Annotated in this window: 26 protein-coding genes; all 26 read left to right on the top strand. The window is 64.7% G+C overall.

The features are described from left to right. On the top strand, positions 1-76 hold a 76-nt coding region (locus tag ACT54L_RS18030), incomplete at its 5' end, for an EF-Tu C-terminal domain-related protein (protein ID WP_159731174.1). A gap of 82 nt (positions 77-158) precedes the next feature. Next, complete coding sequence (gene rpsJ / locus ACT54L_RS18025) at positions 159-467, top strand: 30S ribosomal protein S10 (protein WP_012113701.1); 309 nt, start codon at positions 159-161, stop codon at positions 465-467. A gap of 22 nt (positions 468-489) precedes the next feature. Continuing rightward, entirely contained in the window at positions 490-1,221 is a 732-nt protein-coding gene (rplC, locus tag ACT54L_RS18020; protein ID WP_476087009.1) for a 50S ribosomal protein L3, read from the top strand. Further along, a complete protein-coding gene (gene rplD, locus ACT54L_RS18015) occupies positions 1,221-1,841 on the top strand; it encodes a 50S ribosomal protein L4 (RefSeq protein ID WP_209105108.1) in 621 nt (206 codons plus the stop codon). Before rplC ends, rplD begins: the two co-directional genes overlap by 1 nt. Then, on the top strand, positions 1,838-2,146 hold the full coding sequence (locus ACT54L_RS18010) for a 50S ribosomal protein L23 (protein WP_209105109.1): 309 nt from the start codon (positions 1,838-1,840) through the stop codon (positions 2,144-2,146). The genes rplD and ACT54L_RS18010 overlap by 4 nt, the downstream gene beginning before the upstream one ends. A gap of 23 nt (positions 2,147-2,169) precedes the next feature. Further along, on the top strand, positions 2,170-3,003 hold the full coding sequence (gene rplB / locus ACT54L_RS18005; RefSeq protein WP_476087008.1) for a 50S ribosomal protein L2: 834 nt from the start codon (positions 2,170-2,172) through the stop codon (positions 3,001-3,003). A gap of 10 nt (positions 3,004-3,013) precedes the next feature. Continuing rightward, positions 3,014-3,292 (top strand): 30S ribosomal protein S19, encoded by a 279-nt coding sequence (rpsS, locus tag ACT54L_RS18000; protein WP_274777165.1) that lies wholly within the window; start codon positions 3,014-3,016, stop codon positions 3,290-3,292. A gap of 6 nt (positions 3,293-3,298) precedes the next feature. After that, positions 3,299-3,679 (top strand): 50S ribosomal protein L22, encoded by a 381-nt coding sequence (gene rplV, locus ACT54L_RS17995; RefSeq protein ID WP_476087007.1) that lies wholly within the window; start codon positions 3,299-3,301, stop codon positions 3,677-3,679. Next, complete coding sequence (rpsC, locus tag ACT54L_RS17990; RefSeq protein WP_476087006.1) at positions 3,679-4,422, top strand: 30S ribosomal protein S3; 744 nt, start codon at positions 3,679-3,681, stop codon at positions 4,420-4,422. The genes rplV and rpsC overlap by 1 nt, the downstream gene beginning before the upstream one ends. Before the next feature lie 31 nt (positions 4,423-4,453). Then, the gene (gene rplP / locus ACT54L_RS17985; RefSeq protein WP_476087005.1) at positions 4,454-4,867 is read left to right on the top strand and encodes a 50S ribosomal protein L16; all 414 of its coding nucleotides are present in this window, start codon (positions 4,454-4,456) and stop codon (positions 4,865-4,867) included. A 10-nt stretch (positions 4,868-4,877) separates the two neighbouring features. After that, positions 4,878-5,084 carry a 50S ribosomal protein L29 gene (gene rpmC / locus ACT54L_RS17980; protein ID WP_274777167.1) on the top strand — a complete coding sequence of 69 codons (207 nt, stop codon included), beginning with the start codon at positions 4,878-4,880 and terminating at the stop codon, positions 5,082-5,084. A 9-nt stretch (positions 5,085-5,093) separates the two neighbouring features. Further along, complete coding sequence (rpsQ, locus tag ACT54L_RS17975) at positions 5,094-5,342, top strand: 30S ribosomal protein S17 (protein WP_476087004.1); 249 nt, start codon at positions 5,094-5,096, stop codon at positions 5,340-5,342. Between the two features lie 166 nt (positions 5,343-5,508). After that, positions 5,509-5,877: a 50S ribosomal protein L14 gene (gene rplN / locus ACT54L_RS17970; RefSeq protein ID WP_029006297.1), complete on the top strand. Its 369-nt coding sequence runs from the start codon at positions 5,509-5,511 to the stop codon at positions 5,875-5,877. Beyond that, positions 5,877-6,194 (top strand): 50S ribosomal protein L24, encoded by a 318-nt coding sequence (gene rplX / locus ACT54L_RS17965; RefSeq protein ID WP_476087003.1) that lies wholly within the window; start codon positions 5,877-5,879, stop codon positions 6,192-6,194. Before rplN ends, rplX begins: the two co-directional genes overlap by 1 nt. Then, positions 6,187-6,744 carry a 50S ribosomal protein L5 gene (rplE, locus tag ACT54L_RS17960; protein WP_476087002.1) on the top strand — a complete coding sequence of 186 codons (558 nt, stop codon included), beginning with the start codon at positions 6,187-6,189 and terminating at the stop codon, positions 6,742-6,744. Before rplX ends, rplE begins: the two co-directional genes overlap by 8 nt. A gap of 215 nt (positions 6,745-6,959) precedes the next feature. After that, entirely contained in the window at positions 6,960-7,265 is a 306-nt protein-coding gene (gene rpsN / locus ACT54L_RS17955; RefSeq protein WP_209105119.1) for a 30S ribosomal protein S14, read from the top strand. 10 nt (positions 7,266-7,275) lie between these two features. Next, a complete protein-coding gene (rpsH, locus tag ACT54L_RS17950) occupies positions 7,276-7,674 on the top strand; it encodes a 30S ribosomal protein S8 (RefSeq protein ID WP_476087001.1) in 399 nt (132 codons plus the stop codon). A gap of 19 nt (positions 7,675-7,693) precedes the next feature. After that, positions 7,694-8,227, top strand: a complete 534-nt coding sequence (rplF, locus tag ACT54L_RS17945) for a 50S ribosomal protein L6 (protein WP_476087000.1) — start codon at positions 7,694-7,696, stop codon at positions 8,225-8,227. A gap of 12 nt (positions 8,228-8,239) precedes the next feature. After that, on the top strand, positions 8,240-8,602 hold the full coding sequence (gene rplR, locus ACT54L_RS17940; RefSeq protein WP_476086999.1) for a 50S ribosomal protein L18: 363 nt from the start codon (positions 8,240-8,242) through the stop codon (positions 8,600-8,602). A gap of 16 nt (positions 8,603-8,618) precedes the next feature. Further along, complete coding sequence (rpsE, locus tag ACT54L_RS17935; RefSeq protein WP_209105123.1) at positions 8,619-9,176, top strand: 30S ribosomal protein S5; 558 nt, start codon at positions 8,619-8,621, stop codon at positions 9,174-9,176. 28 nt (positions 9,177-9,204) lie between these two features. Next, the gene (gene rpmD, locus ACT54L_RS17930; protein ID WP_132035662.1) at positions 9,205-9,399 is read left to right on the top strand and encodes a 50S ribosomal protein L30; all 195 of its coding nucleotides are present in this window, start codon (positions 9,205-9,207) and stop codon (positions 9,397-9,399) included. 11 nt (positions 9,400-9,410) lie between these two features. Next, complete coding sequence (gene rplO, locus ACT54L_RS17925) at positions 9,411-9,890, top strand: 50S ribosomal protein L15 (RefSeq protein WP_476086998.1); 480 nt, start codon at positions 9,411-9,413, stop codon at positions 9,888-9,890. A gap of 366 nt (positions 9,891-10,256) precedes the next feature. After that, positions 10,257-11,591, top strand: a complete 1,335-nt coding sequence (gene secY / locus ACT54L_RS17920; protein ID WP_476086997.1) for a preprotein translocase subunit SecY — start codon at positions 10,257-10,259, stop codon at positions 11,589-11,591. Then, on the top strand, positions 11,588-12,172 hold the full coding sequence (locus tag ACT54L_RS17915; RefSeq protein WP_476086996.1) for an adenylate kinase: 585 nt from the start codon (positions 11,588-11,590) through the stop codon (positions 12,170-12,172). The genes secY and ACT54L_RS17915 overlap by 4 nt, the downstream gene beginning before the upstream one ends. 204 nt (positions 12,173-12,376) lie before the next feature. Beyond that, on the top strand, positions 12,377-12,745 hold the full coding sequence (gene rpsM, locus ACT54L_RS17910) for a 30S ribosomal protein S13 (RefSeq protein ID WP_209105127.1): 369 nt from the start codon (positions 12,377-12,379) through the stop codon (positions 12,743-12,745). Between the two features lie 126 nt (positions 12,746-12,871). Further along, entirely contained in the window at positions 12,872-13,261 is a 390-nt protein-coding gene (rpsK, locus tag ACT54L_RS17905) for a 30S ribosomal protein S11 (protein ID WP_274777175.1), read from the top strand. The last annotated feature ends 12 nt before the right edge of the window (positions 13,262-13,273 follow it).

Here is a 13,273-nt window from a genome sequence, read left to right as displayed (position 1 = left end):
AGAGAAGCTGCGCTTCGCCATCCGCGAAGGTGGCCGCACGGTGGGCGCCGGCGTCGTCGCCTCCATCATCGAGTGATTGAGAGAATAACGAACGGGGGCGCGCGGGTCTCCCGCATCGGGACTGGTCCCGCGCCCCTTTCTGTTGGAGCCATAGAGCCATGAACGGCCAGAACATTCGGATCCGCCTCAAGGCGTTCGATCATCGCATTCTCGATGCCTCGACGCGCGAGATCGTCGCCACGGCCAAGCGCACGGGCGCCCAGGTGCGCGGTCCCATCCCGCTGCCCACGCGGATCGAGAAGTTCACGGTCAATCGCTCTCCGCACATCGACAAGAAGTCGCGCGAGCAGTTTGAGATGCGTACTCACAAGCGGTTGCTCGATATCGTCGATCCGACGCCCCAGACGGTGGACGCGCTGATGAAGCTCGACCTCGCCGCCGGCGTCGACGTCGAAATCAAGCTCTGATGTGAGGCGAGGAGACACGACCATGCGGTCAGGCGTCATCGCCCAGAAGGTCGGCATGACTCGCATCTTCACGGATGCGGGTGAGCATGTTCCGGTCACGGTGCTTAAAGTTGAGAGCTGCCAGGTGGTTGCCCACCGCACGCTCGATCAGAACGGATATGTGGCGGTGCAGCTTGGCGCTGGCCGTCGCAAGCCGAACAATGTCACGCGCGCCGAGCGCGGCCACTTTGCGGTGGCCGAGGTCGAGCCCAAGCGGACCATGGCGGAATTCCGCGTGGACGAATCCGGGCTGATCCCTGTCGGCGCCGAGATCACGGCTGACCACTTCGTTGTGGGCCAGTACGTGGACGTGACCGGCACGACCATCGGCAAGGGCTTTGCCGGCGGTATGAAGCGGCACAATTTCGGTGGTCTGCGCGCCTCTCACGGCGTGTCCATCTCCCACCGCTCCATCGGTTCGACCGGTGGCCGTCAGGACCCGGGCAAGACCTTCAAGAACAAGAAGATGCCCGGCCACATGGGTCACACCACGGTCACCACCCAGAACCTGAAGGTGGTGATGACGGACGTCGAGCGCGGTCTGATCGCGGTCGAAGGTGCCGTCCCCGGTCACGCCGGTGGCTGGATCATGGTGCGCGACGCGGTCAAGAAGCGCCTGCCGAGCGAGGCTCCTCAGCCCGGCGCCTTCAAGCTGCGCGGCGCTGAAGAAGCTGCGGCCCCGGCGGCCGAAGCGACCAATGAGGAGGGCGCGTGATGGAACTCGCCGTCAAGACGCTCGATGGAGCTGATGCGGGGTCTGTGACCGTTTCGGACGAGATTTTCGGTCTCGAGCCGCGCGCCGACATCCTGCACCGCTGCGTGACCTGGCAGCTGGCGCGTCGCCAGGCCGGAACGCACCGGACCAAGGGCCGTTCGGAGATCAACCGGACGTCCAAGAAGATGTACAAGCAGAAGGGCACCGGTAATGCCCGTCACGGTGCGGCGTCTGCGCCGCAGTTCCGTGGCGGCGGCCGCGCCTTCGGCCCGGTGGTGCGTTCGCACGCCATCGACCTGCCGAAGAAGGTGCGCGCCCTCGCCCTGAAGCATGCGCTCTCGTCCAAGGTGAAGGCCGAGCAGATCCTTGTCCTCGACAAGGTCTCCCTCGACGATCCCAAGACGAAGGCGCTCAAGGATCGGTTCGAGAAGCTGGGCATCGCCTCGGTTCTCGTGGTGGACGGCTCCGAGGTGGAGACGAACGTCGCTCTGGCGGCGCGCAACCTGCCTTACGTGGACGTGCTGCCGATCCAGGGCATCAACGTTTACGACATCCTGCGGCGCGACACCCTGGTCCTGACCAAGGCCGCCCTGGACGCTCTGGAGGCGCGCTTCAAATGAGCCCGCAGCGGAATATCGAGCCGCGTCATTACGACGTGATCCTCTCGCCCGTCATCACCGAAAAGGCGACGGCGCACAGCGAGTTCAACAAGGTCGTCTTCAACGTCGCCCGCACCGCCACCAAGCCTGAGATCAAGGAAGCGGTGGAGCGTCTGTTCGACGTCAAGGTCAAGAGCGTCAACACCCTCGTCCGCAAGGGCAAGGTGAAGATCTTCAAGGGCCGCAAGGGCGTGCAGTCGGATGTGAAGAAGGCGGTCGTGACCCTCGAAGAGGGCCAGACCATCGACGTCACCACCGGCCTGTGAGCTGAGGGAACGGGGATAAGACCATGGCGCTGAAGCATTTCAAGCCGGTCACGCCGAGCCTTCGCCAGCTCGTGATCGTCGACCGCTCCGGCCTCTACAAGGGCAAGCCGGTGAAGACGCTGACCGAGGGCAAGAGCTCCTCGGGCGGCCGCAACAATACCGGTCGCGTGACCGTCCGCTTCCGTGGCGGCGGACACAAGCAGACCTATCGTATCGTCGACTTCAAGCGCTCCAAGCGCGGCGTGCCGGCGTCCGTGGAACGGATCGAATATGATCCCAACCGCACCGCCTTCATCGCCCTCATCAAGTATGAGGACGGTGACCTCGCCTACATCCTGGCGCCGCAGCGCCTGGCGGTGGGCGACCAGGTGATCGCCGCCGAGCAGGTGGACGTGAAGCCCGGCAATGCCGGCGCCCTGTCCAACCTGCCGGTCGGAACGATCGTGCACAATGTCGAGCTGAAGATCGGCAAGGGCGGCCAGATCGCCCGGTCCGCGGGCAGCTATGCCCAGATCGTCGGCCGCGACCAGGGCTATGTGATCCTGCGCCTGAATTCGGGCGAGCAGCGTCTGGTTCATGGCGCCTGCTATGCCACGGTCGGTGCGGTGTCCAACCCGGACCACATGAACATCTCGCTCGGCAAGGCGGGACGTTCCCGGTGGCTCGGCCAGCGCCCGCACAATCGCGGCGTGACCATGAACCCGGTGGACCATCCCCACGGCGGCGGCGAAGGCCGCACCTCGGGTGGCCGTCATCCGGTTACGCCCTGGGGTTTCCCCACCAAGGGCAAGAAGACCCGCTCGAACAAGGCGACCGACAAGTTCATTGTCACGAGCCGCCACAAGCGGAAGAAGTGAGGGCCTGGATATGTCGAGAGCAATTTGGAAGGGCCCGTTCGTCGACGGCTATCTGCTGAAGAAGGCAGAGACCGCGCGCGCTTCGGGTCGCAACGACACCATCAAGATCTGGAGCCGGCGCTCCACGATCCTCCCCCAGTTCGTCGGCCTTACTTTCGGCGTGTACAACGGCCAGAAGCACGTGCCGGTCTATGTGTCGGAAGACATGGTTGGCCAGAAGTTCGGCGAGTTCTCGCCGACCCGCACCTATTACGGGCACGCGGCCGACAAGAAGTCCAAGCGGCGGTGATGAGCCATGGGTAAGCAGGCAAAGGCGCGATCGCTCGCGGACAATGAAGCCAAGGCAGTGGCGCGCAATCTGCGCGTCTCGCCGCAGAAGCTCAATCTGGTCGCGGGTCTGATCCGCGGCAAGAAGGTGGCGACGGCGCTCGCCGATCTCGAGTTCTCTCGCAAGCGGATCGCCCGCGATGTGAAGAAGTGCCTTGAGAGCGCGATCGCCAACGCCGAGAACAACCACGAGCTCGACGTGGACGACCTGGTCGTCGCCGAGGCGCACGTGGGCAAGGGTCTGGTGATGAAGCGGTTCTCGCCCCGAGCGCGCGGTCGCGCCTCGCGCATCGAGAAGCCCTTCTCCCACATCACGATTGTGGTGCGGGAAGTGGAGGAGCGGGCCTGATGGGTCAGAAGGTCAATCCGGTCGGGCTGCGGCTCGGCATCAACCGCACCTGGGACAGCCGCTGGTTCGCCGGCAAGGGCGAGTATGGCCAGCTGCTGCACGAGGACATCAAGATCCGCAACATGCTGCTCAAGCAGCTGAAGCAGGCCGCGGTGTCCAAGGTGGTGATCGAGCGCCCGCACAAGAAGTGCCGGGTGACGATTCACTCGGCTCGTCCGGGTGTGGTGATCGGCAAGAAGGGCGCCGACATCGACAAGCTGCGCAAGAAGGTCGCCGACATGACCAAGTCGGAGGTCTTCATCAACATCATCGAGATCCGCAAGCCGGAAACCGATGCGCGCCTTGTCGCCGAGTCCATCGCCCAGCAGCTGGAGCGCCGCGTGGCGTTCCGCCGCGCCATGAAGCGCGCCGTTCAGTCGGCCATGCGCCTCGGCGCGGAGGGCATCCGCATCAACTGCTCCGGCCGTCTCGGCGGAGCGGAGATTGCGCGCCTCGAGTGGTATCGTGAAGGCCGCGTTCCGCTGCACACGCTGCGCGCGGACGTGGATTACGGCACCGCCACCGCCTTCACGACCTACGGGACGTGCGGCGTGAAGGTGTGGATCTTCAAGGGTGAAATCCTCGAGCACGACCCCATGGCTCAGGACAAGCGCCTGGCCGAGAACGAAGGGCCGAGTGGCCGTCCGCCGCGCCGTGAGCGGGATCGCGACCATGGTCGTGACCGCGACCGTGACGCAGCGTGATCGGCTGCGCGAGAAAGAAAGCGTGTAAGCCATGCTGCAACCGAAGCGCACCAAGTTCCGTAAGCAGTTCAAGGGACGCATTTCCGGCGTTGCCAAGGGCGGTACGGACCTCAATTTCGGCGAGTTCGGCCTCAAGGCCCTCGAGCCCGAGCGCGTGACCGCGCGTCAGATCGAGGCCGCCCGCCGCGCTCTGACCCGTCACATGAAGCGCGCGGGCCGTGTTTGGATCCGCGTGTTCCCCGACGTGCCGGTGTCGGCCAAGCCGACCGAAGTGCGTATGGGTAAGGGCAAGGGCGCCCCGGAATACTGGGCGGCCAAGATCAAGCCCGGCCGCATCATGTTTGAGATCGACGGCGTGAGCGTGGACATCGCCCGTGAGGCGCTGACCCTCGCGGCGGCCAAGCTGCCGATCAAGACGCGCTTCATCCAGCGCATCGCCGAGTGAGGAGAGGCTCATGAAAGCCGAGGACGTTCGGGCCCTCAGCCCCGATCAGCTCGCCGATGAGCTGCTGAAGCTGAAGAAGGAACAGTTCAACCTGCGCTTCCAGAAGGCGACGGGTCAGCTGGAAAATACGGCACGGAACCGCCAGATCCGCCGCGACATCGCGCGGATCCGGACCGTGCAGAATGCCAAGCGCGGCCTCGCCGCGGATACGAAGTGAGGGTGAGCGATGCCGAAGCGCGTGCTCCAAGGCGTCGTGGTGAGCGACAAGCAGGATAAGACCGTCGTGGTCCGGGTGGAGCGTCGCTTCACCCATCCCCTGCTGAAGAAGACCGTTCGTCGGTCCAAGAAGTATCATGCCCATGACGAGGCCAATGCCTGGGCCGTGGGTGATACGGTGTGGATCGAGGAGCATCGGCCCCTGTCCAAGCTCAAGAACTGGATCGTGGTCCAGGGCGAGAAGCGGGCAGAGGTCTGAGGAAGAAGGCCCCGATGCAGGGTCCGTCCCATCCCCATCTCAACACTGGGGATGGCGAGTGGAGACCGCATCGCGGCAAAAACCGTGTTCCGATGAGCGGGCACGGATGGTGTGAACGGGCAATGCCGGCGTGCCGGCGGCGCTGGATGACGAGAACAGGTGCGTCATGATCCAGATGCAGACCAATCTCGACGTGGCGGACAATTCCGGTGCGCGTCGCGTCATGTGCATCAAGGTGCTGGGCGGATCGAAGCGGAAATATGCTCACGTGGGCGACATCATCGTGGTGTCGGTCAAGGAAGCCATTCCGCGCGGTCGCGTGAAGAAGGGCGATGTGATGAAGGCGGTCGTGGTTCGCACGGCCAAGGACATCCGTCGGGTTGATGGTTCGGTGATCCGCTTCGACCGCAATGCGGCCGTGCTGATCAACAACCAGAAGGAGCCGGTGGGCACCCGTATCTTCGGGCCGGTTCCGCGCGAGCTCCGCGCGAAGAACCACATGAAGATCATCTCGCTGGCGCCGGAGGTGCTGTGATGGCCGCGAAAATCAAGAAGGGCGACAAGGTCGTCGTCCTCGCCGGCCGCGACAAGGGTCGCACCGGCGAGGTCCTTCAGGTTCTGCCGAAGGAAGAGACCGCGCTGGTGCGCGGGGTGAACATCGTCAAGCGCCACCAGCGCCAGACCGCGAACCAGGAAGGTGGGATCATCTCCAAGGAGGCCCCCATCCACCTGTCAAACATCGCGGTGGCGGACCCCAAGGACGGCAAGCCGACCCGGGTGGGTTTCCAGGTGCTTGAGGACGGGACCAAGGTCCGCGTGGCCAAGCGTTCCGGGGAGAGGATCGATGGCTGAGGTCAATTACACGCCGCGCCTGCGCACCTATTATGACGAGGTGGTGCGGCCGAAGATGATCGAGCAGTTCGGCTACAAGAACCCCATGGAAGTGCCCACGATCGAGAAGATCGTGATCAACATGGGCGTGGGCGAAGCCACTGCCGACACCAAGAAGGTGACCACCGCCGCCGCGGACCTCGGTCGCATCGCTGGCCAGAAGCCGGTGGTGACGCGGGCCCGCAAAGCGATCTCGAACTTCAAGCTGCGCGAGAACCAGCCGGTCGGCGCGAAGGTCACCCTTCGCAAGGCGCGCATGTTCGAGTTCCTCGACCGCCTGGTGACGGTCGCGCTGCCGCGCGTCCGGGACTTCCGCGGCCTGAACCCGAAGAGCTTCGATGGCCGCGGCAATTATGCCATGGGCATCAAGGAGCACATCGTGTTCCCCGAAATCAACTATGACCAGGTCGAGCAGATCTGGGGCATGGACATCATCGTTTGCACCACCGCCAAGACGGATGACGAAGCTCGGGCGCTTTTGAAGGCGTTCAACTTCCCTTTCCGTCAGTGAGGGTGTAGAAGCAGCGCTTCGCTCGACAGGCGCTGCGTGTGAGCCGACATGGCCGGGGTTCCGCTCCGGCCATTTCCGCACTTGGTCCTGGCTTCGGTCAGGCCGGCGGGAGGCCCGGACGCTGCGGGCCGAAAGGCTGCATGGGTCTGGCGAGATTGAGTGCTTTCCGGCTGTGAGGTGTGAAATCCCTCAGACGCGGAGAACTGGAGCAGGACATGGCGAAGAAAAGCGCGATCGAGACCAACGAGCGTCGCCGCAAGCTGTCGCAACAGCTGGCAGCGAAGCGCGACGGTCTCAAGGCGATCGTGAACGACAAGACGCTGCCGATCGAGGAGCGCTTTGCGGCGACCCTCAAGCTCGCGCAGATGCCGCGCAATTCGGCGAAGATTCGGGTGCGTAACCGTTGCGAAGTGACGGGCCGCCCACGCGCCTTTTATCGCAAGCTCAAGATGAGCCGTATCGCGCTGCGCGAGCTCGGCTCCCAGGGACTTGTCCCCGGTCTTGTGAAGTCGAGCTGGTGAGGAGGGGCGAATGTCCATCAATGATCCCATCGGCGATCTGATCACGCGTATCCGCAACGCCCAGATGCGTCGCAAGGACAAGACCCAGAGCCCCGGTTCGCGCCTGCGCGCCAGCCTGCTCGATGTCCTGCGCGACGAAGGCTATATCCGTGGCTACACCACCACGGACCAGGGCAACGGCCGCACCGAGTTCGAGATCGAGCTGAAGTATTTCGACGGCGCCCCGGTGATCCGCGAGATCGCCCGCGTTTCGAAGCCTGGCCGTCGCGTCTATGCGTCGGTCAAGGACCTGCCCCGCGTCGCCAACGGTCTCGGCATCGCGGTCGTCTCCACGCCCCAGGGCGTGATGGCCGACCATGAAGCCCGCGACAAGAATGTTGGCGGCGAAGTGCTCTGCACTGTGTTCTGAGCCAGCGACGGAGGAAGACATGTCGAAGATCGGCAAGCATCCCGTCGCCGTTCCCGCTGGCGTGACCGCCAATGTGGATGGCCAGACGGTGAAGGTGAAGGGCCCCAAGGGCGCCCTCGAAGTGACCCTCGTGGAAGAAGTGGGCGTCGAGCTCGCCAATTCCGAACTGAAGGTGGCCATGCGTGGCGACACGCAGCGTCACAAGTCCATGTGGGGCATGTCCCGCACTTTGGTGGCCAACCTGGTGGAAGGCGTGACCAAGGGCTTCGAGAAGAAGCTGGAAATCACCGGCGTCGGCTACAAGGCCGCCATTGCCGGCAAGAACCTGCAGCTGTCCCTCGGCTACAGCCACGACGTCATCTATGCGATCCCGGAAGGGATCCAGATCGTGACCCCGAAGCCCACCGAGATCCTGGTGTCGGGCGTGGACAAGCAGAAGGTCGGCCAGGTCGCCGCCGAAATCCGCGAGTTCCGTGGCCCCGAGCCCTACAAGGGCAAGGGCGTCAAGTATGCTGGCGAATTCATCTTCCGCAAGGAAGGCAAGAAGAAGTGACGGAGGCTCACCATGGCTCGTGACATTGAGGCGCTTGTTCGCCGTAAAGCCAAGGTGCGCCGCGCGCTCCGCGTCGCCGCGAATGGGCGTCCCCGCCTGTCCGTGCACCGCACCTCGAAGCATATCTACGCGCAGATCATCGACGATGCGAAGGGCGAGACCGTTGCGTCCGCTTCCAGCCTCGAGAAGGATCTGCGGTCCTCGCTGAAGACCGGGGCCGACACCGATGCCGCCAAGGCCATCGGTAAGCTGGTCGCGGAGCGGGCCGCCGAGAAGGGCGTGACTGCGGTCATCTTCGACCGTGGCGCTTACATCTATCATGGGCGCGTCAAGGCGCTCGCTGAGGGCGCCCGCGAAGGCGGCCTTCAGTTCTGACGCGAGGACGAGCGAAATGGCCCGTGAAAGGGAACACCGCGCTGAGCGCGAGGATCGCGACAACACGTTTGTGGACAAGCTGGTCCACATCAACCGTGTCGCGAAGGTGGTGAAGGGCGGCCGTCGCTTCGGCTTCGCTGCCCTGGTGGTGGTCGGTGACCAGAAGGGCCGCGTCGGCTTCGGCCACGGCAAGGCCCGCGAAGTGCCGGAAGCCATCCGCAAAGCAACCGAGAGCGCCAAGCGCGCTCTCATCCGCGTGCCGCTGCGCGAAGGCCGCACCCTGCACCACGACGTGCATGGTCACCATGGCGCTGGCAAGGTGGTGCTCCGCGCCGCCCCGGCTGGTACCGGCATCATTGCCGGCGGTCCCATGCGCGCCGTCTTCGAGACGCTGGGCATGCATGACGTGGTCGCCAAGTCGTTCGGGTCGTCGAACCCGTACAACATGGTGCGCGCCACGTTCGATGCCCTGAAGAATCAGGACAGCCCGCGCTCCGTGGCCTCGCGCCGCGGTCTCAAGGTGTCGCAGCTCCAGTCCCGCCGCCGCGTCGAAGACGCGGAAGCGACCGACTGAGGCCGGCTCGCAAGGATAGGAGCGCGCCATGGCGAACGCGACTGAAGGAAAAACCGTCACCGTCGAGCAGATCGGTTCGCCGATCCGCCGTCCGGCTGACCAGGAAGCAACCCTCGTGGGCCTCGGGCTGAACAAGCGTCATCGCCGTTCGACCCTTAAGGACACCCCGGCGGTGCGCGGGATGATCGCGAAGGTCGCTCATCTCGTCCGCGTCGTGGACTGAGGAGAGGCGAGATGAAGCTCGACGAGATCAGGGACAATCCCGGGGCGCGCAAGTCGCGCATCCGGGTCGGCCGCGGCATTGGCTCTGGCAAGGGCAAGACCGGCGGCCGTGGTGTGAAGGGTCAGAAGGCCCGCACCGGCGTGGCCATCAAGGGCTTTGAAGGTGGTCAGATGCCGCTGCATCGGCGTCTGCCGAAGCGTGGCTTCCACAACATCTTCCGCCTCGATTATTCCGAGGTGTCGCTCGGTGGCATTCAGGCCGCCATTGACGCGGGCAAGCTGGACGCTTCGGCGCCGGTGAACGGGGCGGCCCTGGTCGCTGCCGGTGTCCTGCGTCGGGCCAAGGACGGCGTGCGCCTCCTCGGCTCCGGCGAGCTGACCGCCAAGGTCACGGTGGAAGTGGCCTATGCCACCAAGTCGGCCACCGAAGCGGTGGAAAAGGCGGGCGGCTCGGTGACCATTCTCGCTCCCAAGGCCGCTGCGGCTGAGTGAGCGGGCAGGGGAGGGGCTTGCCTCGCCCCAGCATAATGTCTTCGATGCCGCCGGCCCTGCCGGCGGCATTGTCGTGTTCGGCATCCCGTCCTGTGCGCAGCCGCCTTGAGGCTGGCGCCGTGGGGCAGGGGTGGGTATGACCTGGAAGATTAAAGCGGTGCGTGCCGGCTCGGAGCCGAGAGTGCATTCGCCCAGATGGAAGCGATCTGGGCGGGGATTTGCGCTCTAACGCTTTGAAGAGAGACGGTGTCACTGGGCTTAGGGACCGCCATGCGGCCCTTTTGCTCGGAACCGGCTCTTACGCCGCGCCCGCGCGCCCCCCATATCCCAGCCGCTCGTCTGCGAGTGGCTCAAGTGGAGCAAGGCATGGTCTCGGCGGCGGAACAACTCGCGGCGAACCTGAACTTCGGCGCCCTCGGCAAGGCCGAGGAACTGAAGAAGCGGATCTGGTTCACTCTCGGCGCCCTTCTGGTCTACCGGCTCGGGACCTATATCCCGCTCCCGGGGATCAATCCCGATGCGCTGCAGGATGTGTTCCGCAACGCCCAGCAGGGAATCATCGGCCTCTTCAACATGTTCTCGGGTGGTGCCGTGCAGCGCATGGCCATCTTCGCCCTGAACATCATGCCCTACATCTCGGCCTCCATCATCGTTCAGCTCTTGACCACCGTGTCGCCCACGCTGGAAGCGCTGAAGAAGGAAGGCGAGGCGGGCCGCAAGCAGATCAACCAGTACACCCGCTACCTGACCGTCATCCTGGCTCTGTTCCAGGCCTATGGCATTGCCGTGGGTCTTGAGAGCTCGGGCACGGTGGTCATGGACCCCGGCTGGTTCTTCCGTATCACCACGGTCATCACGCTCACCGGCGGCACCATGTTCCTGATGTGGCTGGGTGAGCAGATCACCTCGCGCGGCATCGGCAACGGCACCTCGCTCATCATCTTCGCCGGCATCGTCGCCGAGCTTCCGGGCGCCTTCATCCGCACCCTCGAGCTGGGCCGCCAAGGCGCCATTTCCACGCCGCTCATCCTGGCGGTGCTGGTGATGGCCGTGGTCATCATCGCCTTCATCGTGTTCATGGAGCGGGCCCAGCGCCGGCTTCTGATCCAGTATCCCAAGCGCCAGGTGGGCAATCGCCTGTATGAGGGCCAGTCCTCGCACCTGCCGCTGAAGTTGAACACCTCGGGCGTCATCCCGCCGATCTTCGCGTCGTCCCTGCTGCTGATTCCGGCGACCATCGCCAGCTTCACCCAGGGGGCGGGGCCGGAATGGTTCAACACGGTCACCCGGCTGCTCGGCCACGGCCAGCCGCTCTACATGGTGCTCTATGTGGCGCTGATCGTGTTCTTCTGCTTCTTCTACACCGCCATCGTGTTCAACCCGGTGGAGACGGCGGACAATCTGAAGAAGCACGGCGGCTTCATCCCGGGCATCCGGCCGGGCGAGCGCACCGCTGAATATATCGACTACGTGCTGACGCGAATCACGGTTGTCGGCGCGGCTTACATTGCGGCAGTATGTCTCTTCCCCGAACTGCTGATTTCGTACGCCGCCGTTCCGTTCTATTTCGGAGGAACGTCGTTGCTGATCGTGGTCAGCGTGACGATGGACACCGTGGCGCAAATTCAAGGACACCTGCTGGCGCACCAGTACGAAGGGCTGGTGAAGAAAGCCAAGCTGCGTGGGGGGAGACGGAAATGAGGCTGATTCTGCTGGGCCCGCCTGGGGCTGGCAAGGGAACCCAGGCCCAGCGGCTGGTGAGTCGCCATGGCATCGTGCAACTGTCCACCGGCGACATGCTGCGCGCGGCAGTGGCGGCCGGCACGCCCATCGGGCTGAAGGCCAAGGCGGTGATGGAATCGGGCGGCCTGGTCTCCGACGACATCGTGATCGGCATCATCGCCGATCGCCTGGACGAGGCTGACGCCAAGAACGGCTTCATCCTCGACGGTTTCCCCCGCACCGTGGCGCAGGCGGAAGCGCTGGACACCATGCTGGCGCAGAAGGGCATGAAGCTCGATGCGGTCATCGAGCTGGTGGTGGACCAGGGCGCCCTGGTGGACCGCATCCTCAAGCGCGCCGAAGAGGCGCGGGCGCGGGGCGAGGCGGTGCGCAAGGACGATGACCCGGAGGTCTTCAAGACCCGGCTCGAGGCCTATAACCGGGACACGGCGATCGTGGCCCCCTATTACAAGGCGCGTGGCCAGCTCCAGCAGATCGATGGCATGCAGCCCATCGACGAGGTCACCAAGGCCATTTCCCAGATCCTGGAAGTGGCCTGAGAGCTTTGGCTCTTGACGAGAGAGGGTTAACCAGCTAGTAGCCCTCCCTCGCTTCGACGTCCGTGCGACTTGCCCCTCTCCAGGGAGGAGCAAGGCGCGCGGTTTTGTTTATCCCGAAAGGGTCGTTCTCCCGCACGGGCCGGCCTCCACCGGACGCGGGGCATTTTGTCCGCCTGGCAGCAGGCGGTGCATATGGAGAGACACGTGGCTCGTATCGCTGGCGTTAACATTCCGACCAACAAGCGCGTCATCATCGCGCTTCAGTACATTCATGGCATCGGCGCCAAGAAGGCCGAAGAGATCGTCGAGAAGGTGGGCATCCCCGCCGAGCGTCGCGTGAACCAGCTGACCGACCAGGAAGTGCTGCAGATCCGCGAGACCATCGACCGCGACTATATCGTGGAAGGCGACCTGCGCCGCGAAGTGGCGATGAACATCAAGCGCCTCATGGATCTGGGCTGCTATCGCGGCCTGCGTCACCGTCGTGGCCTGCCGGTGCGCGGTCAGCGCACCCACACCAACGCCCGCACCCGCAAGGGTCCGGCGAAGCCGATCGCCGGCAAGAAGAAGTGATGACGGGCGGCATTGCCGCCTGACCGAGGGCCGGCATTGCCGGCCCTTTCCCATGACCCGCCCGAGCACGGGCGGTTCGTCCCGAGCGCCTGGAGTTACGGGCGCGCCTGAAGGATTGAAGACAAGATGGCCAAGGAAGCTACCCGCGTTAAGCGTCGCGAGCGCAAGAATATCGCCTCCGGCGTGGCGCATGTGAACGCCTCGTTCAACAACACCATGATCACCATCACCGACGCCCAGGGCAACACCATCTCCTGGTCCTCCGCCGGTGCCATGGGCTTCAAGGGCTCGCGCAAGTCCACCCCGTACGCCGCCCAGATCGCGGCCGAGGATGCGGCCCGCAAGGCGGCCGAGCACGGCATGCGCACCCTCGAGGTGGAAGTGTCCGGTCCCGGTTCGGGACGTGAGTCGGCCCTGCGCGCCCTCCAGGCGGCGGGCTTCCTCGTGACCTCCATCCGTGACGTCACCCCCATCCCGCACAATGGCTGCCGGCCGCGCAAGCGCCGGCGCGTCTGAGCGTACCGCTGG

Source organism: Aquabacter sp. DMC10 (assembly GCF_056314145.1).
The sequence above is the reverse complement of the archived record's forward strand: the minus strand, read 5'-3'. Positions and strand labels throughout refer to the sequence as shown.